The 16,586-nt window shown below is 65.7% G+C and carries 18 protein-coding genes; 5 read left to right on the top strand and 13 right to left on the bottom strand.

Going from position 1 to position 16,586, the window contains the following annotated elements:
* Window positions 1–57: 57 nt before the first annotated feature.
* Genes ACE3UG_RS04240 through ACE3UG_RS04220 form a run of 5 tightly spaced genes read left to right on the top strand, consistent with a single transcriptional unit; the run spans window position 58 to window position 5,037 of the window.
* Entirely contained in the window at window positions 58–1,062 is a 1,005-nt protein-coding gene (locus ACE3UG_RS04240; protein ID WP_374620098.1) for an ABC transporter permease subunit, read from the top strand.
* Window positions 1,063–1,074: 12 nt separating this feature from the next.
* The gene (locus tag ACE3UG_RS04235) at window positions 1,075–1,995 is read left to right on the top strand and encodes an ABC transporter permease subunit (protein ID WP_374620095.1); all 921 of its coding nucleotides are present in this window, start codon (window positions 1,075–1,077) and stop codon (window positions 1,993–1,995) included.
* Window positions 1,992–2,996, top strand: coding sequence for an ABC transporter ATP-binding protein (locus ACE3UG_RS04230; RefSeq protein WP_374620092.1), 1,005 nt, complete (start codon window positions 1,992–1,994; stop codon window positions 2,994–2,996). The genes ACE3UG_RS04235 and ACE3UG_RS04230 overlap by 4 nt, the downstream gene beginning before the upstream one ends.
* Complete coding sequence (locus ACE3UG_RS04225) at window positions 2,993–4,039, top strand: dipeptide ABC transporter ATP-binding protein (protein WP_374620089.1); 1,047 nt, start codon at window positions 2,993–2,995, stop codon at window positions 4,037–4,039. Before ACE3UG_RS04230 ends, ACE3UG_RS04225 begins: the two co-directional genes overlap by 4 nt.
* Window positions 4,036–5,037 carry a TraB/GumN family protein gene (locus ACE3UG_RS04220; protein ID WP_374620087.1) on the top strand — a complete coding sequence of 334 codons (1,002 nt, stop codon included), beginning with the start codon at window positions 4,036–4,038 and terminating at the stop codon, window positions 5,035–5,037. Before ACE3UG_RS04225 ends, ACE3UG_RS04220 begins: the two co-directional genes overlap by 4 nt.
* Before the next feature lie 147 nt (window positions 5,038–5,184).
* On the opposite strand, the gene ureG is transcribed toward ACE3UG_RS04220, so the two are convergent.
* The 13 genes from ureG to ACE3UG_RS04155 all read right to left on the bottom strand — a co-directional run bounded on the left by ureG (window position 5,185) and on the right by ACE3UG_RS04155 (window position 16,524).
* Window positions 5,185–5,823, bottom strand: coding sequence for an urease accessory protein UreG (ureG, locus tag ACE3UG_RS04215; RefSeq protein ID WP_374620084.1), 639 nt, complete (start codon window positions 5,821–5,823; stop codon window positions 5,185–5,187).
* 89 nt (window positions 5,824–5,912) lie between these two features.
* Complete coding sequence (locus ACE3UG_RS04210; RefSeq protein WP_374620081.1) at window positions 5,913–6,638, bottom strand: urease accessory protein UreF; 726 nt, start codon at window positions 6,636–6,638, stop codon at window positions 5,913–5,915.
* Window positions 6,619–7,335 carry an urease accessory protein UreE gene (ureE, locus tag ACE3UG_RS04205; RefSeq protein ID WP_374620451.1) on the bottom strand — a complete coding sequence of 239 codons (717 nt, stop codon included), beginning with the start codon at window positions 7,333–7,335 and terminating at the stop codon, window positions 6,619–6,621. Before ureE ends, ACE3UG_RS04210 begins: the two co-directional genes overlap by 20 nt.
* 60 nt (window positions 7,336–7,395) lie before the next feature.
* Window positions 7,396–9,096 (bottom strand): urease subunit alpha, encoded by a 1,701-nt coding sequence (ureC, locus tag ACE3UG_RS04200; protein WP_374620078.1) that lies wholly within the window; start codon window positions 9,094–9,096, stop codon window positions 7,396–7,398.
* Window positions 9,093–9,398, bottom strand: coding sequence for an urease subunit beta (locus ACE3UG_RS04195; RefSeq protein WP_374620075.1), 306 nt, complete (start codon window positions 9,396–9,398; stop codon window positions 9,093–9,095). The genes ureC and ACE3UG_RS04195 overlap by 4 nt, the downstream gene beginning before the upstream one ends.
* A 45-nt stretch (window positions 9,399–9,443) precedes the next feature.
* Window positions 9,444–10,019, bottom strand: coding sequence for a HupE/UreJ family protein (locus ACE3UG_RS04190; RefSeq protein ID WP_374620448.1), 576 nt, complete (start codon window positions 10,017–10,019; stop codon window positions 9,444–9,446).
* A gap of 312 nt (window positions 10,020–10,331) precedes the next feature.
* Window positions 10,332–10,634: an urease subunit gamma gene (locus tag ACE3UG_RS04185; protein ID WP_039394912.1), complete on the bottom strand. Its 303-nt coding sequence runs from the start codon at window positions 10,632–10,634 to the stop codon at window positions 10,332–10,334.
* A 161-nt stretch (window positions 10,635–10,795) separates the two neighbouring features.
* Window positions 10,796–11,518 (bottom strand): amino acid ABC transporter ATP-binding protein, encoded by a 723-nt coding sequence (locus ACE3UG_RS04180; RefSeq protein ID WP_374620071.1) that lies wholly within the window; start codon window positions 11,516–11,518, stop codon window positions 10,796–10,798.
* On the bottom strand, window positions 11,505–12,155 hold the full coding sequence (locus ACE3UG_RS04175; RefSeq protein WP_374620069.1) for an amino acid ABC transporter permease: 651 nt from the start codon (window positions 12,153–12,155) through the stop codon (window positions 11,505–11,507). The genes ACE3UG_RS04180 and ACE3UG_RS04175 overlap by 14 nt, the downstream gene beginning before the upstream one ends.
* Complete coding sequence (locus ACE3UG_RS04170) at window positions 12,152–12,832, bottom strand: amino acid ABC transporter permease (protein ID WP_374620067.1); 681 nt, start codon at window positions 12,830–12,832, stop codon at window positions 12,152–12,154. The genes ACE3UG_RS04175 and ACE3UG_RS04170 overlap by 4 nt, the downstream gene beginning before the upstream one ends.
* 40 nt (window positions 12,833–12,872) lie before the next feature.
* A complete protein-coding gene (locus tag ACE3UG_RS04165; RefSeq protein WP_374620446.1) occupies window positions 12,873–13,643 on the bottom strand; it encodes a transporter substrate-binding domain-containing protein in 771 nt (256 codons plus the stop codon).
* Window positions 13,644–14,054: 411 nt separating this feature from the next.
* Window positions 14,055–15,446 carry a hypothetical protein gene (locus tag ACE3UG_RS04160; RefSeq protein ID WP_374620063.1) on the bottom strand — a complete coding sequence of 464 codons (1,392 nt, stop codon included), beginning with the start codon at window positions 15,444–15,446 and terminating at the stop codon, window positions 14,055–14,057.
* Window positions 15,447–15,663: 217 nt separating this feature from the next.
* Entirely contained in the window at window positions 15,664–16,524 is an 861-nt protein-coding gene (locus ACE3UG_RS04155; RefSeq protein ID WP_374620060.1) for an urease accessory protein UreD, read from the bottom strand.
* Window positions 16,525–16,586 lie beyond the last annotated feature (62 nt).

The following is a 16,586-nucleotide window of genomic DNA, read 5'->3' as shown; positions in this document are numbered from 1 at the left end:
CGCCCGCCCCTGCGCCGGGGGCGGTGCGATGCGCAGCCCCCACGGAACCTTCTTCCTATGCTGAGATTCGTCCTGCGACGACTGGGCATGGTGATCCCGACTTTCATCGGCATCACCGTCCTGGCGTTCGCGCTCATTCACCTTATCCCCGGCGATCCGATCGAGGTGCTCGTGGGCGAGCGCAATCTCGATCCGGTCATGCACGCCGAAGCGATGAAGCGGTTGGGACTCGATCAGCCGCTCACCACGCAGTATTTCGTCTATTTGAAACACGCGGCGCAGGGCGACCTTGGGCGCTCGATCGTCACCAATGAAGGTGTGCTTCACGAATTCTTCGCTCGCTTTCCCGCCACGCTGGAACTGGCCCTTTGCGCCATGATCTTCGCACTCGCCGTCGGTTTGCCTGCGGGCGTGGCGGCGTCGTTGCGGCGAGGCAAGATGCTCGACCACACCACGATGGGCGCTGCGCTCACGGGCTACTCCATGCCGATCTTCTGGTGGGGGCTGCTGCTGATCATGCTGTTCTCCGTCTATCTGCAATGGACGCCGGTGTCCGGGCGCATCGGCGTGGAATACGACGTGCCGAGCGTGACCGGCTTCATGCTCATCGACACGCTGCTCTCGGGAGACGAAGGGGCCTTCCGCTCGGCAGTGACGCATTTGATTCTGCCGACCATCGTGCTCGGCACGGTGCCGCTCGCGGTGATTGCGCGCATGACGCGCTCGGCCATGCTCGAAGTGCTGCGCGAGGACTACATCCGCACGGCACGCGCGAAAGGCCTTTCGCCGTGGCGCGTGATCGTCGTGCATGCGCTGCGCAATGCGCTGATTCCGGTCATTACCGTGATCGGTCTGCAAGTCGGCGTGCTGCTCGCCGGCGCGGTGCTCACCGAGAACGTGTTTTCCTGGCCGGGTATCGGCAAATGGCTGATCGATGCCATTCTGCGACGCGACTATCCGGTGGTGCAGGGAGGCATTCTGCTGATCGCGACGGGCGTGATTCTGGTCAACCTGCTGGTCGACGTGCTCTATGGTGTCGTCAACCCGCGCATTCGGCACTGAAGGAGGTCAACCATGAGTGATACCCCTGCTACGCTGCCGCCTCCCGCCGCCGTGACGGCCACGCCGCGTGCGCATCTGTTCCGGGAGTTCCTGCGCAGCTTCACGGCGAACCGTGGCGCAACGGCTGCGGCCATCGTGTTGTTGCTGATGTTCGCCGCCGCGGTGCTTGCGCCACTGGTCGCGCCGCACAGTCCTATCGAGCAATATCGCGACTTCGTGAAGCTCCCGCCCGCGTGGTTCGACGGCGGCAACGCCCAGTTCCTGCTGGGCACCGACGAGGCCGGGCGCGACATTCTTTCGCGTCTGATCTACGGCGCGCGGCTGTCGTTCTGGATCGGTCTGTCGTCGGTCGTGCTCTCGCTGATTCCGGGCATTCTGCTCGGACTGCTGGCGGCCTTCTTCCCGCGCTGGCTCGATGCGCCGATCATGCGACTGATGGACATGATGATGGCGCTGCCTTCGCTGTTGCTGGCGGTGGCCGTGGTGGCCGTGATCGGCCCGGGCCTTGCCAACACGACCATCGCGATTGCGATCGTCACGTTGCCCGCGTATGTGCGATTGACACGCGCGGCGGCCATCGGGGAATTGCAACGGGAATACGTCGTTGCGTCCCGCATGGCGGGCGCGGGCACCTTGCGGCTGATGTTCTCGACGGTATTGCCGAACTGCGCGGCACCGCTCATCGTGCAGGCCACGCTGAGTTTCTCGGTGGCCATTCTCGACGCGGCAGCGCTCGGCTTTCTCGGGCTGGGTGTGCAACCGCCGCTCGCGGAGTGGGGTTCGATGCTCGCGTCGGCGCGCGACTATATGGAAAGTGCCTGGTGGATTGTGACGCTGCCGGGGCTTGCGATCGTGATCTCGGTGCTCGCCATCAATCTGGTCGGCGACGGCCTGCGTGATGCACTCGACCCCAAACTGAAGCGAATCGCATGAGTCTTCTCTCCATTCGAAATCTCTCGGTCGACTTCGAGGGCGCGCGCGCTGTCGACGGCATCGACCTCGACGTCGGCCAGGGCGAGATTCTTGGCGTGGTCGGTGAATCCGGCTCGGGCAAGAGCGTGACGATGCTCGCCCTCATGGGGCTGGTCGACGCGCCGGGGCGCGTGCATGCCGACGAAGTGCGCTTCGACGGACGCGATCTGCTGCGGGCGTCGGCGCGCGAGCGCCGCAGCATCGTCGGCCGCGACGTGTCGATGATCTTCCAGGACGCGCTCACGAGCCTGAACCCGAGCTACACCGTCGGCTATCAGATCGGCGAAGTGCTGCGCCGCCATATGGGGTTGCGGGGGCGAGCGTTGCGCGATCGTGTCGTCGAGCTATTGATGCAGGTCGAGATTCCCGATGCCGCCAGCCGGGCCGGCGCTTATCCGCATCAACTCTCCGGCGGGATGAACCAGCGCGTGATGATTGCCATGGCGATTGCCTGCCGTCCGAAACTGCTGATTGCCGATGAGCCGACGACCGCGCTCGACGTCACCATCCAGGCGCAGATCATGGCCTTGCTGCTGCAATTGCAGAAGGATCACGGCATGGCGCTCGTGCTGATTTCGCACGATCTGGCGGTGGTGGCGGAGGTTGCACACCGGGTGTCCGTCATGTATGCGGGGCAGGTGATTGAAAACCAGCAGGTACCGGCGCTGTTCGACGCGCCGCATCACCCCTACACGGAAGCGTTGCTCTCGGCGATTCCCGAGCACAACCGAGGGGTGCGGCGGCTGCGCACGCTACCGGGCGTGGTGCCCGGGCGCGACGACCGTCCGGCGGGCTGCCTGCTCTCGCCGCGTTGCCCGTATGCCGACGACCATTGCCGCGCCGTGCAGCCGGTGCTGGAGCCTTACGTTGGGCCGGGCGCGGCGGGATCGCCGAAGGTGCGATGTTTCAAGCCGTTACCGCATGCGGTGGCGGGCGAACACACGACAGGAGGAGCGCAATGAGTGAAACCGTTTTCGCGACGCCTCCAGGAGCGCCGCAGGCGCCTGCGCAGGACCGTGCCGAGCGCGCCCCAGGCCGTATGGTGCTGGCCGCGCAGGATCTGACGCGCTTCTACACTGTGAACCGCGGCTTCATGCGCGCGCCGGCAACCGTCAAGGCGCTCAATGGCGTGTCGTTCGAACTGGCGGCTGGCCGTACCCTGGCCGTGGTCGGCGAGTCGGGGTGCGGCAAATCGACGCTGGCCCGGGTGCTGACGTTGATCGAAGCGCCAACGTCCGGCAGACTCGTCGTCGACGCGACCGACACCACGGCCGCGTCGGCGAGGGAGCTGGCCCCGCTGCGCACGCGAATCCAGATGGTGTTCCAGAATCCGTATGCGTCGCTCAATCCGCGCAAGACGGTGGGGCAGACACTCGATGAGCCGCTGGCCATCAATACGTCGGAGAGCCGCGCGCAGCGGGGGGAGCGGATTGCCGCGATGATGCGCACCGTTGGCTTGCGCCCGGAGCACGTGGCCCGTTACCCGCACATGTTCTCGGGCGGACAGCGGCAGCGGGTGGCGATTGCCCGGGCGATGATCCTGTCGCCCGCCATTGTGGTGGCGGACGAGCCGGTGTCGGCCCTGGATGTCTCAATTCAGGCACAGATCCTGAATCTTTTCATGGATTTGCAGGACCGATACGCGACGAGTTACGTATTCGTGTCGCATAATCTCGCGGTGGTCGAGCATGTGGCCGACGACGTCATGGTGATGTACCTCGGCCGCGCGGTCGAACACGGTCCCAAGGCCGCCGTGTTCGGCAAGCCGCTGCATCCGTACACCAAGGCGTTGATGTCGGCGACGCCGGCGATCAAGGCCGCCGAGCGGCGCGTCAAGATTGCGCTGACCGGCGAGCTGCCTTCGCCGTTGCGGCCGCCGCCGGGGTGTACGTTTGCGCCGCGCTGTCCGTACGCGATCGACCGGTGCCGCGAGGAAGTGCCGCCATTGCGCAGGCTCGAGGAACGTCTGGTGGCGTGCCATCGGGTTGAAGACATTGAGGGATGACGAGATTGGGTGGACCACCTCGCGCGACGCACGTTCGTCGGGGCGTTGCATTGACCGGCTGGCTGCTCGGTTGCCTGCTGATGACGCTCGCCGTCACGCTGGAGGCGGCATCGCTCCCCACGCCGCCGGCGATGGCGCCGCGCCCGCTACCGCTGGTCGTGCCCGAGCCCGGCGAATCGCCGCCGGGCGCCAACCTCCCATTCTATGAAGCCCGCAAGGGTGACATGACCCTCTACGTCATGGGCACCCTGCACGTTGGCAAGCCCGACGACTACCCGTTCCGAAGTGTCGTGGTCGATGCCTTGCGGGAATCGAAGGTGGTGGCGTTCGAGCTGTCGCCCGACGATCTGACGATGTCTCAGGACGACGTCCAGAAGTACGGAATGTGCTCACGCGCCTGCCTGCCGAGGCTGATTCCCGCGCCACTGTGGCGTAAGCTGCGCGCGCGGCTCAAGGGCAATCCGGCGATGCTCGCCGAGATTCGTCACATGCGCCCGTGGCTGGCGGCGCTGCTCGTCGAGACGCTGGACTCGATGGGGGCCGACCTGCAAACCGAGTACGGCACGGAGAACCAGCTGGAGAACATCTATCGCGGCCGCATTGTGGGTCTCGAATCGCTCGCGGAGCAGATGGACGCGTTCACCGGCCTGAGTTCGGCCCAGCAGAACGAATTGCTGGCGCAGGAGTTGGTGCTCACACCCAAAAAGGCGACGGCGCAGGTGGAGGAATTGCACCGTCTGTGGCGTGCGGGAGACGCCGAGCTGGTGTTCGACTGGTCGCAGGGCAAGGCGGCGCAGGTGCGGCGCAATGTGGCGCTGGCCGAGGCCATCGACGAGCGCATTCTGTACTCGCGCAATCGGCGCTTTCTGGCGCGCATGCTCTTTCTGGCCGAGCCGGGCCAGCCGGTCTTCGTGGCCGTCGGCACGCTCCATCTCGGCGGCCCGCACGGGGTGCTGCAATTGCTGCGCGAGCACGGGTTCTCGGTGGCGCAGCGCTAGGGGGAGGGCGGCTTCGCGCGCGTCGCCGCAGGCAGACCTGCTGTGCGGCGTTCGCAAAGCCGAGCGCGACACCTTGCCGGGACCCTTTGCAAGGGCGCGAGACGGCAACGTGAACGTGCCGTCGTCGCGGGGGCGGCTCGCACGGCCTCAGGCCAACATGCCCCGCGCCTCGATAAAGCCGATGATCTCCTGAAGGCCCTTGCCTTCCTTCATGTTCCCCATCACGAATGGCCGCATGCCGCGCATCTTCTGCGTATCGGAGCGCATGACGTCGAGCGACGCGCCGACATAGGGGGCGAGATCGGTCTTGTTGATGACGAGCAGGTCCGACTTGGTAATGCCCGGGCCGCCTTTGCGGGGAATCTTCTCACCCCCGGCAACATCGATCACGTAGATCGTGAGATCCGAGAGTTCGGGGCTGAACGTGGCGGCGAGATTGTCACCGCCCGATTCGATGAAAACCACGTCGGCGTCGGGAAAGCGCGCCAGCATGCGCTCGACGGCTTCGAGGTTGATCGATGCGTCTTCGCGGATGGCCGTGTGCGGGCAGCCGCCGGTCTCGACGCCGAGAATGCGCTCAGGCTCGAGCGCCCCGGCTACCGTCAGAAGCCGCTGGTCTTCCTTCGTGTAGATGTCGTTGGTGATGACCACGAGATCGTAGCGCTCGCGCATGGCCTTGCAGAGCATCTCGGTCAGGGTGGTTTTGCCGGAGCCGACCGGGCCTCCGATGCCGACACGCAGCGGCGGATTCTTCTTGGTACGACGGGTATTGGCAGATGTCGTCATGGCGAATGTCGTGGGTGGCGGTGGGAAAGCGATAGGGGATAGCGATAGGGGATAGCGATAGGGGATAGCGATAGGGGGCGCGATGCGTCTCACGAGCGGAACAGGCGTGAGTACTGAGTCTCGTGTCGCGAGGCGAGAATGGCGAGCGCCGGGGAAAACGTATTGATCCGGTCGTCGGGCAACGCCGCTGCGCGGTGCGCGGCCTCCACGACGCACGGGCGCAAGGCCACGATCACGCGTTGCGCGGCCAATTGCCCGAGCGGCACCGCCTTCAGCGCCCCCGCTACCTGGTTCTCGAGCCAACTGAACGCATACGCGACGAGCGTGTCGGTCAGCGGGGCACCGTGCGTCAATGCAGCGAAGGCGAAGGCCGTCGGCAGGGCGATCGGACGCATGGACGCCAGGTGTGCGCGTTGTGCCGGCGCGCCCCATTCGAGCGAGAGCGCGAGTTGCGTGAGCGACCAACCCATCTGCTCCGTTTCGGCCCGCAGCTCGGCGGCTTCGCGGGTGGCAAGCAGCCAGTCGTTCACACGGCTGAGCGCGGCGACGTCGCCGGCTTGCCAGTGACGCCACTGTCTGGCGAGCAGGGCCATCTCCCCGGTTGAGAAAACACCGTCGAGCTGACTGGCAATCCAGCATTGCGCGCTCGGGGCGTCATGAACGATGCCGTGCTCAACTGCGGCTTCGAGGCCTTGCGAGTAACTGAACGCTCCAATGGGCAGCGCCGGCGAGGCCAGATGAAGCAGCGCCGCGAGCGACTGAAGCGACGCAGTGGCCACCGGTTCAGTGAGCGGGCTAGCCAGACTTGCCGTCATCGGTGGGACTCACAGAGAGAGGCTCGCTGCCGACGGCGGTGCCGCTCGACATGGACACGGGCGCGTGTCCGCAATCGGGGCCGTGCACATGGGCGTGATCGTGCGCATGAGAATGCGAGTGACCATGGTCGTGACCATGACCATGACCATGACCATGATCGTGGTCGTGGTCGTGCGGGTGTCCGTGATGTTCATGGAACACTTGCTGCGCCAGCGCCAAGTCTTCGGCGAACGTCGCGTCGTGACCGTGTTTGTGTCCGCCACCATAGGCACCCGCTTCGGGCTCGAAGGGCATCAGGGCTTCGGCGACGTCAACGTCGAGCCGCAGCAACATGTCGCGTAGCACCGGGTCGTACTCGAGCTTGAGATAGCCGTCGCCCACTTCGACGGGGGTATGCCGGTTGCCGAGGTGATATGCCGCGCGGGTCAGCGCAAGCGCTGTCGCGGCCGTGACGAGCAACACCGTCTCCGGGGCGGCGTCCACGCGGATGAGGCCGCCATCGTCGGCCACGAGCACGTCGCCGCCGCGCAGCACGGTGCCGCGCGGCAGGAACAGGGCGATGTCTTCGCCCGTCTCCAGCGTGGCGCGCAGGCGGCTCTTGCTGCGGGCATCGAACGGCAACACGAGCGCCGGGGCTCGACGCGCGAGCGGCGCGGCAATGCGTCCGGCGTCGAGGCGTTTCTCGACGCGGCGCAGCGTTGTCGACGACTCGGCGGCGTCGGCCGGGCGGGGCGAATCGGGGGTTGGCGACATGGTTCAGAAAAGGAAGTAGCGTTGCGCCATCGGCAGCACGGTCGCCGGCTCGCATGTCAGCAGTTGGCCGTCGGCGATGACCTGATATGTCTCGGGATCGACGCTGATATGGGGCAGCCAGTCGTTGTTGATCATGTTGGCCTTGGTCACCTGCCGGATACCGCGCACCGGCACGATGCGCTTGGTCAGCCCGTAGCGGCTGCCCACATCGCCATCGTACGCGGCTTGCGACACAAACGTGAGGCACGTGCGCGCGAGCGCTCCGGCGCGGGCACCGAACATCTCGCGGTAATGCACCGGCTGAGGCGTTGGAATGGACGCATTCGGGTCACCCATGAGCGCCGAGGTAATCATGCCGCCCTTGAGAATCAGCGACGGCTTCACGCCGAAGAATGCCGGCTCCCACAGGACCAGATCGGCCCATTTGCCCACTTCGATCGAGCCGATTTCATGGGCCATGCCGTGCGTGATCGCCGGGTTGATCGTGTACTTGGCAACGTAACGCTTGACGCGGAAATTGTCGGCCTGCGACGTGTCGGTGCCGAGTGCGCCGCGCTGCACCTTCATCTTGTGCGCGGTCTGCCAGGTCCGCATGACGACTTCGCCAACGCGGCCCATGGCCTGCGAGTCCGACGAGATCATCGACAGCGCGCCCAGGTCGTGCAGGATATCCTCGGCGGCAATGGTCTCGCGCCGAATGCGCGATTCGGCAAACGCAATGTCTTCCGCAATGGCCGGATCGAGATGATGGCAGACCATCAACATATCGAGATGTTCGTCGAGCGTGTTGATGGTGTACGGCCGGGTCGGGTTGGTGGACGACGGCAACACGTTCGGCTCGCCGCACACTTTCAGAATGTCCGGTGCATGACCGCCCCCGGCGCCTTCCGTGTGGTACGTGTGGATCGTGCGGCCGTTGATGGCGGCGACGGTGGCTTCGACGAAACCGCCTTCGTTGAGCGTATCGGTGTGGATGGCGACCTGTGTATCGGTGGCGTCGGCCACCGACAGGCAGGCGTCGATGGCGGCGGGCGTGGAGCCCCAGTCCTCGTGCAGCTTCAATCCGATGGCGCCCGCTTCGATTTGCTCGATCAGCGGTTCGGGCTGGCTGACGTTGCCCTTGCCGAGAAAGCCGAGGTTGATCGGCCAGCCGTCGGCGGCTTGCAGCATGCGCTCCAGGTGCCACGCGCCGGGCGTGCAGGTGGTGGCGTTGGTGCCCGTGGCCGGCCCGGTGCCGCCGCCCAGCAGCGTGGTCACGCCGGACGATAGCGCCTCCTCGATCTGCTGCGGGCAGATGAAGTGGATGTGCGAGTCGATGCCGCCGGCCGTGACGATCATGCCTTCACCGGCGATGACTTCCGTCGCGCCGCCCAGCGGAATGGTCACGCCGGGCTGGATGTCGGGATTGCCGGCCTTGCCGATGCCCCAGATCCGGCCGTCCTTGAGTCCGATGTCGGCTTTGACGATGCCCCAGTGATCGACGATGACGGCGTTCGTGATGACGGTATCCACGACATCGGCGCGGGTGCGCTGCGACTGGCCCATGCCATCGCGAATCACCTTGCCGCCGCCGAATTTCACCTCTTCGCCGTAAATGGTGAAGTCACGCTCGATCTCGATGATGAGGTCGGTGTCGGCCAGCCGCAGACGATCGCCTGTCGTGGGGCCGAACATTTCCGCGTAGGCGCGGCGTGAAATTTTCATAGCGCCCCCATGACGCGACCGGCGAACCCGAAGACGCGGCGGTCTCCCGCCAACGCCACCAACTCGACTGTCCGGTGTTGTCCCGGCTCGAAGCGCACGGCCGTGCCGGCGGCGATGTTCAGACGAAAGCCGCGCGTCGCCTCACGGTCGAATTGCAGGGCGTCGTTGACTTCATAGAAGTGGAAATGCGAGCCGATCTGGATCGGGCGGTCGCCGGTGTTGGCGACGCTCACGCTGAGGGTCGGGCGACCTTCGTTGAGCGTGATCTCGCCTGCGGCGGTTATCAATTCTCCGGGAATCATGTGGGTCTCCGAGCGGGATTCACGAATGCGTAGTGCCTGACCTGTTCAGATCGCCGCCGCCAGCAGCGACGCGCCGAAGGCCAGCACGCCGGCCCCCAGCAATCGCGGCACCCATGCCGTGCGATGTCGCAGTGCCACGCCCGCCCCGATGCCGATGCCGTGCAGCAGGCCGGTCGCGAGCAGGAAGCCGGCCAGGTAATGCATGGCGCTGGCCTCGGCCGGCAATTCCGCGCCGTGGGCGAAGCCGTGGAAGATCGCGAAGGCTCCCACGACGGCGGCGCCCGCCCAGCCCGGCAGCTTTGCGCGCGTCGCCAGCATGAGTCCGAGCACCAGCAGCGAGACGGCAATCATGGGCTCGACGCCCGGCAGGGCAACCCAGTGCGACATGCCCAGCAGGCCCCCCGCAGCGAGCATGGCGACGAAGGCGATCGGGGCGAGCCAGACGCGTTTGGACGTGAGCGCACTCCACAGGCCGACCACGATCATGGCGCAGAGGTGGTCCGCCCCGGTGAGCGGATGCACGAAGCCGGCGAGGAAGCTGCTGGCGGCGTCGTGGCCCGGATGCCCCGGGTGCGCGAGCGCCACCCCCGAGGTGGCCAGCAGGGCGAGGCCGCTAGCCAGGCGTGCGAGACGACGGCGCGCAGGGCCGGGGGCAGGGGCGGCAATCGCCGCAGCAGCGACGCGCGCGTCGCGGGTAGCGTGAGCATCGTGAGCCTCGTGGGCATCACGGACAACAGGGAGGCGGGTCACTGACATGAGACGTCCTTAGGAGGTTGTTGTCGGCGCTGAAGAAGCGAATACGTTGGGATCGGTCGCGATACGTCGCGATACGTGCGATAGGTGCGGTACGTGCCGATACGTCGGAAGCCCGCCGACAAGCGGCGGGGTGAATGCGACGCTTGGATACTCGGCATTCACTCGCGCGCGCGTGCTTCAGGGAATCGGGTGATGCACGGTGACGAGCTTGGTGCCGTCGGGAAACGTGGCTTCGACCTGAATATCCGGGATCATCTCCGGCACGCCTTCCATCACGTCGTCGCGCGTGAGCAACGTGGTGCCGTAGTGCATCAGGTCGGCAACGGTGCGCCCGTCGCGCGCGCCTTCCATGAGGGCGGCGCTGATGAACGCCACCGCCTCCGGATAGTTCAGTTTCAGGCCGCGCGCACGCCGGCGTTCGGCGAGCAGGGCGGCGGTGAAGATCAGCAACTTGTCTTTTTCGCGCGGGGTGAGCTTCATCGTGACAGGGGAACTTCAATGCGAAAGGTTCGTAGGGAGGACGCCGCTGCCGCACATCATAGGCGCAGCCCTGCATCCGCGCCACTGCGTTTTGCCGCGCGCGCAGGGCGCACCAAAACCGTGCGAATCGAGGGGCGCGCGGCGTCGGCCGCAGGGCATTGTCATTGGCAGATGAACCGCTGCAATTCCGGCGTCGTCGGTTGCGTGAACAGTTGTTCCGGCGCACCGGACTCCCAGATCCTGCCTTGATGCATGAACACCACGCGATCCGAGACGTGGCGGGCGAAGCGCATTTCGTGCGTGACGAGAATCAGCGTCATGCCTTCGGCGGCGAGGTCTTCGAGCACCTTGAGCACTTCGCCGACCAACTCGGGATCGAGCGCCGAGGTGATTTCGTCGCACAGCATCACCGACGGATTCATGGCGAGCGAGCGTGCAATCGCCACGCGCTGCTGCTGACCGCCCGAGAGCTGCGACGGGTAGCTGTCGAACTTGTCGGCGAGGCCAACCTTGGCGAGCATGGTGCGCGCGACTTCACGGGCATGGGCCGCGGGCGTCTTCTTCACGACCTTCTGCGCGAGCATCACGTTCTCACCGGCCGAGAGATGCGGAAACAGGTTGTACTGCTGGAACACCATGCCGACCTTCAGACGCAGGGCGCGCAAATCGGTGTCGCGTGCGCCAACGTGTACCCCGTCGACGGCGACGCTACCCGCGTCGAACCGCTCGAGCCCATTGAGCGTGCGCAGCAACGTGCTCTTGCCCGACCCGCTCTTGCCGATGATCGACACGACCTGGCCGCGCTCGACGCTCATGTCGATGCCTCGGAGCACCGGGTTTTCGCCGAAGCGCTTTTGCATGCCCCTGACTTCAATGAGCGACATGGAGTTTCCTTTCGAGATGACGTGCCCACAGCGACAGCGGATAGCAGGCAGCGAAATAGATCAGTGCGACGAGGCCATACACGGTGAACGGCTGGAACGTCGCGTTGGTCAGCATGGTGCCGGTCTTCGTGAGTTCGTCGAAGCCGATGATCGAGGCGAGCGCGGTGCTCTTGACCACCTGTACCGAGAAGCCGACCGTGGGGGCGATGGCAATGCGAAGCGCCTGCGGAAGGATCACGTGGCGCAGTTGCTCGCCGTAACGCATGGCGAGGCTCGACGAGGCTTCCCATTGACCGTGGGGCACGGCATCGACGCAGCCGCGCCAGATCTCCGTCAGGTAGGCGCTCGTGTAGAGCGTGAGGCACACGGCGGCCGCGACCCATGGCGAGACTTCCAGGCCGAGCAACGGCAAGCCGAAGAACACCAGGAACAACTGCATGAGCAGCGGCGTGCCCTGAAACACTTCAATGTAGAGCGACACGAGACGCGCGGCCCATTGCACGCGCCCCACGCGTACCACGAGCAATGCCAGCGCAACCAGTCCGCCGCAGACGAAGGCGATGGCCGAGAGCGCCAGCGTCCAGCGGGCCGCGAGCATCAGGCCGCGAAACATGTCCCACGTCGAGAACTCGATCATCGCGCACCGCCTTTGACGGTGCCGCGAAAGAGGCGGCGTGCGCAGCGTATCAACACGCGGCGCAGCGCAATCGCGAGCACGAGGTACACGGCGGTCACGACCAGATAGCTCTCGAACGCGCGGAACGTGCGCGACTGCACGAAATTGGCCGCGTACGACAGATCGGGGACTGAGATTTGCGAGACGACGGCCGATCCCAGCATCACGATCACGATCTGGCTGGCGAGCGCGGGAAACACTTTGGCGAACGCTTGCGGCAGGATGACGTGGCGCAGGATCTGGCCGCGTGTCATGGCGAGCGACAGCCCGGCTTCGGATAGCCCGCGCGGCACGGCGCGCATACCCGCACGAATGATCTCGGTGGCGTACGCGCCGAGGTTCAGGCTCATGGCAAGGACGGCGGCAGTCATCTCGTCGATATGAATGCCGAGACTCGGCAGCCCGAAGAAGATGAAGAAGAGCTGCACGATGAACGGCGTGTTACGGATCAGCTCGACGTACAGGCCCGCGAAGGCTTTGAGCCAACCCGAGCCCTCCTCGCGGGCGACGGCGCACAGCGCGCCGATGACCACGCCGACGACCGTGGACACGGCCGTGAGCGCAATCGTCATCGCGGCGCCGCGCACGAAGAGCATCAGGTATTGCCGCAGGTCGGCAAAATCGAGAACGTAATGCATGTGAAGCCGAGAGTGGTTCGCGGGGTTTGGCGGGCTGCGATCAGAGGGTGGCCGGCAGCGGCATGCCGAGCCAGGTCTGCGAGATCTTGTTGAGCGAGCCGTCCTTCTTCGCCGCCGTGAGGATGTCGTTGACCTTGGCGAGCAGTCGCGGCTCGTTCTTGTTCAGGCCGACGAAGCAGGGCGAGTTCTTGATGAGGAACTTCGGCTCCGGCAGCTTGGGCGGGTGCTTGGCGACGATCGCGGCCGCAACGACGTTGCCCGTGGCGACGAGTTGCACTTGCCCGGAGAGGAACGCCGAGATCGTGCCGTTGTTGTCTTCGAAGCGCTTGATCGTGGCGTCGGCCGGAGCGATCTTCGAGAGTTCGAGATCCTCGACGGCCCCGCGCGTCACGCCGACGGTCTTGCCCGACAGGTCGGCCGGCTTGGACACTGCGAGGTCCTTCGGACCGAACACGCCGTTGTAGAACGGCGCATACGCTTCCGAGAAATCGATGACCTTCTCACGCTCTGCGCTCTTGCCGAGGCTGGAGATCACGAGGTCGGCCTTGTTGGTCGTGAGATAGGGAATGCGGTTGGCGCTCGTAACGGGCACCAGTTCGAGCTTCACGCCCAGTCCCTTGGCGAGCAGGGCGGCGGTATCGATGTCGTAGCCCACCGGCTTCATGTCCGCACCGATCGAGCCGAACGGCGGGAAGTCCTGCGGCACGGCCACGCGCAAGGTGCCGCGCTTGAGAACGTCGTCGAGACCGTCGGCGTGCGCGGCACGCGGCATCGCCACAGCGAAGGCGGCAACGGTGCTCACGCCAAGCATCAGCGTGGTGAACACTCGACGGGCACGGGCGCGCGCGCTGAGTGTGGCGGCAACGGTTTCATGAGAGACGGCAGTACGGATGAACGACAGCATGGCGGCAACCTCGGGTATCGGGGGAGAAGCGTTCCGGCAACAGGAGTGTTCCGGCGGCCGGCGCATCTGGTCTGACCGGTCGATACAGTGACTTAGCAGGAATCGTGCCCGGGGGGATGCAAGCGGCGGCGGCGGGCGTGCTGTCCGATGTGCAGCGTAAGAGAAGGGCGCGGACCGACCGTGAAAGGTCGTTTGGCGGCACGCGTCGCGCCTCAGGTTGGTGCGATTTTGCGGCTCGGGGAGGGAGTGGCACCATTCGAGTGCATCTGCCATCCGGTCATGCGTGGAGCGCAGACCGGATGGCACACCCAGGGAATGTCAGACGTCGTCGAGGCCCGTCGTCAGGGCCCAGGTGCCCACTTCGGCTCGCGTGGCATACGCGGCACCGTGTCGACCTGCGCTATCGATGACGGTCCAACGCTCGGGGCCGCCGTCTGGCGCCACGCGATAGGTTCGTCCCTCGGCGCGAATGAAGCACCGGCCGTCGCGGCTTTGGCGAAGTCCGCGCGCGTCGGGCAAGGCCGTGTCCTCCGGCTCTTCCTGCGCGAGGTGCGCGAAGGGGGAGACGGCTGCGCTGGCGTCCCAGCTATGATCGGCCCCCATCTCCATTGCGCAGACGGGGCGCGTGGCATCGGCGAACGGTACGTGGTCGAGTATCCCGTCCTGCACCATCACGACATCTCCGGCGCTACGTGTTTGCAGGGTCAGCAACTCCGACGATCTGGGATCGTTTGCGCACAGCACCTCGGTGAAGACGCCGGGACCGCACATGCGATGGATTTCGTAGTAAGGGATCGTGTCCTCGAAGCAGAACGCGGGCTTGTAGGGGCCTTGTTCCAGGCGCAAGTATTCCCGGTAGTTGAATCCCATGCGGTCGAGCATCTCGTGCAGCATGGCGCAGCCCGGGTTCGCTGCGAAGGGACTGCTCGGAAAGAAGCTCTGCGGCACGCCCTGACGATGGTCGATCGTGCATGGCGCATCGTGGAGAATTTCGTCAGGGGCCGCGCCAAGCCGATGGAAGTCGATCGGCGTCGACATCTCATCGTCGGCATCGACATAGACGCCGCCGTCACGCAGGACCGCCATGCAGCGCAACACGTCGCAAGCCATGGCATACCGTCCCGTTTTCATGCAACGCTCGTAAAGCGCATATGCATCGCGGTGGGTGTCGGAAACCGCGTGGCCAAATTCGCTATCTCTCGCTTGGACGATCCTGACGTTCGCGCATTGGCGCAACCGGGTGCCGGCACCGAGGCCGCTTTTCATGGCGAGCGTTTCCAGCCCGAGATGCCGGTCGTCGCTGTCGACGTACACGTTGACGGTTGCGCCCGGATTCAACTGGGCCGCGTGGAGCAGGTTGTTATAGTTCCGACCGCTGATCCGGTTGCCGCCGATCCAGATGAAAGTGATGATCGACGGCACGGTCCGGCGCAGCGCGTCGTCGAGCCGAAAGGCGCTCGGCGCAACGATCTGTGGCACCGGTCCGAAGTCGGGCGGCGATCCCCAGTCGACCAGATTGTCCCCCGCCGCCTCGGGAATATCGTCGCCGAGCGCACCGGCGTATCGCGAGGCTTGCTGCACGGCCCGAAGGTCTTGCGCCAGACCATGGGGCGGACTGGCGTGCGAGGGGAAGAGCGAGGTGCGTTGGGTGGCCTCGGTGGCGCTGGCCGGTGGGCGGTCGTACGGCCGGAAATGATGGGTCGGAAACATGCGGAGAGTCCAGTGAAGGTGAGCAGCGGGCTGGCGAGCGCCGGCTTTCCCGGCCGACAGTCATTCGCTGGACTCTGGCGCGCGATCATAAGGAGGGGCGGCTTCTGTGGCGGCTTTGGGACGGTGCCCACTACTCGGGCGTGCAGAAGCTGAATTCGAGTGTCCGAATCCGGAATTGGCGTCCGGGGCGGCCACAGCGCATGCCCGATGTGACGATTCAGGTTGCCCAGATACGCGGCAGTTCGCCCGGCACGCCATGCACGATCGGACGCAGCGTGAGCCAATGCGAGATCAGCAATTGCCGTACCGCCTCTACTTCACGGCCGAGCACGCGCAGCACGAGCACGTTGTCCGGCAGGCAGGTGATCCCCGCGCGCAGGGCATCGTTGAACGGCAGACCTTCCGCGAGCGACTCGGCCAGCTCGCGGGTGCAGGCGCGGCCCACGGCCCAGAGCGTTGCGAAGACGGGAAAGCCGGCAAGGCCGGCGCCGCCGGTGCCGTCGGAGCGTTGTGCGTCCTGCGCGCCGAGCATGGCCTGTTCCGCCCATAGCAGGCGGTCGTTCGCATCGCGCAGTTCGAAGTTCGAACGCCAATCGCCTTGGGTCCATTGTTCACCGGCAGCCTGACGGCCGAGCAGCGTGGCGTCCCAGCCGATCACGGTTGCGCCCTCGCCCAGCCGCACCGTGATGCGCTGGCGCACGTCGGCGTGGTCGAACACGATGTTCTCGAGCGGCAGCCAGTCGAGCTTCGCGCCGTCATGCACGGTGAGGGTGATGTCCTGCGCTCCGAACCGGCCCTGCGATTTGTACCACTTGGTCGCACCGGGCGTGGTCAGTAAGGCGTGTGCTTCGTTGCCGACATCGATGTCGATGGCCAGCGCGTCGCCGCCCGCAATCCCGCCGGGCGGATGCACGACGATCGCGTGGCAAATGCCCGGACCTTCCGGGTGAAGCGACTTCTGGACGACGAGCGGGCCGTGGTGGCGTCGCGTGGCGAGGACGGTGCGCGTGTCGTGTCGCGCGAAGCCCAGCGTCAGCGCAGCATGCCAGCCGGTGGGGGGAGCGTTCAGGGAATTCATGAAGAGGGTTCGGCAATGGATGGCGCGAATCTAGCATGCGCCGGGCAAGCGCGACATCGATA

It is taken from the genome of Pandoraea sp. (assembly GCF_041919235.1).
Classification (GTDB): domain Bacteria; phylum Pseudomonadota; class Gammaproteobacteria; order Burkholderiales; family Burkholderiaceae; genus Pandoraea.
Note: the sequence above shows the minus strand (reverse complement) of the source record. Positions and strands in the feature narration are given on the sequence as shown.

What these genes read in the sequence shown, in the direction of transcription:
- ACE3UG_RS04195 (WP_374620075.1), bottom strand. Translation starts at nt 9,398, where the DNA reads ATGATTCCCGGAGAATTGATAACCGCCGCAGGCGAGATCACGCTCAAC.
- ACE3UG_RS04235 (WP_374620095.1), top strand. Translation starts at nt 1,075, where the DNA reads ATGAGTGATACCCCTGCTACGCTGCCGCCTCCCGCCGCCGTGACGGCC.
- ACE3UG_RS04155 (WP_374620060.1), bottom strand. Translation starts at nt 16,524, where the DNA reads ATGAATTCCCTGAACGCTCCCCCCACCGGCTGGCATGCTGCGCTGACG.
- ACE3UG_RS04175 (WP_374620069.1), bottom strand. Translation starts at nt 12,155, where the DNA reads ATGATCGAGTTCTCGACGTGGGACATGTTTCGCGGCCTGATGCTCGCG.
- ACE3UG_RS04160 (WP_374620063.1), bottom strand. Translation starts at nt 15,446, where the DNA reads ATGTTTCCGACCCATCATTTCCGGCCGTACGACCGCCCACCGGCCAGC.
- ACE3UG_RS04225 (WP_374620089.1), top strand. Translation starts at nt 2,993, where the DNA reads ATGAGTGAAACCGTTTTCGCGACGCCTCCAGGAGCGCCGCAGGCGCCT.
- ACE3UG_RS04210 (WP_374620081.1), bottom strand. Translation starts at nt 6,638, where the DNA reads ATGACGGCAAGTCTGGCTAGCCCGCTCACTGAACCGGTGGCCACTGCG.
- ureG (WP_374620084.1), bottom strand. Translation starts at nt 5,823, where the DNA reads ATGACGACATCTGCCAATACCCGTCGTACCAAGAAGAATCCGCCGCTG.
- ACE3UG_RS04240 (WP_374620098.1), top strand. Translation starts at nt 58, where the DNA reads ATGCTGAGATTCGTCCTGCGACGACTGGGCATGGTGATCCCGACTTTC.
- ACE3UG_RS04165 (WP_374620446.1), bottom strand. Translation starts at nt 13,643, where the DNA reads ATGCTTGGCGTGAGCACCGTTGCCGCCTTCGCTGTGGCGATGCCGCGT.
- ACE3UG_RS04180 (WP_374620071.1), bottom strand. Translation starts at nt 11,518, where the DNA reads ATGTCGCTCATTGAAGTCAGGGGCATGCAAAAGCGCTTCGGCGAAAAC.
- ureC (WP_374620078.1), bottom strand. Translation starts at nt 9,096, where the DNA reads ATGAAAATTTCACGCCGCGCCTACGCGGAAATGTTCGGCCCCACGACA.
- ACE3UG_RS04220 (WP_374620087.1), top strand. Translation starts at nt 4,036, where the DNA reads ATGACGAGATTGGGTGGACCACCTCGCGCGACGCACGTTCGTCGGGGC.
- ACE3UG_RS04230 (WP_374620092.1), top strand. Translation starts at nt 1,992, where the DNA reads ATGAGTCTTCTCTCCATTCGAAATCTCTCGGTCGACTTCGAGGGCGCG.
- ACE3UG_RS04170 (WP_374620067.1), bottom strand. Translation starts at nt 12,832, where the DNA reads ATGCATTACGTTCTCGATTTTGCCGACCTGCGGCAATACCTGATGCTC.
- ACE3UG_RS04185 (WP_039394912.1), bottom strand. Translation starts at nt 10,634, where the DNA reads ATGAAGCTCACCCCGCGCGAAAAAGACAAGTTGCTGATCTTCACCGCC.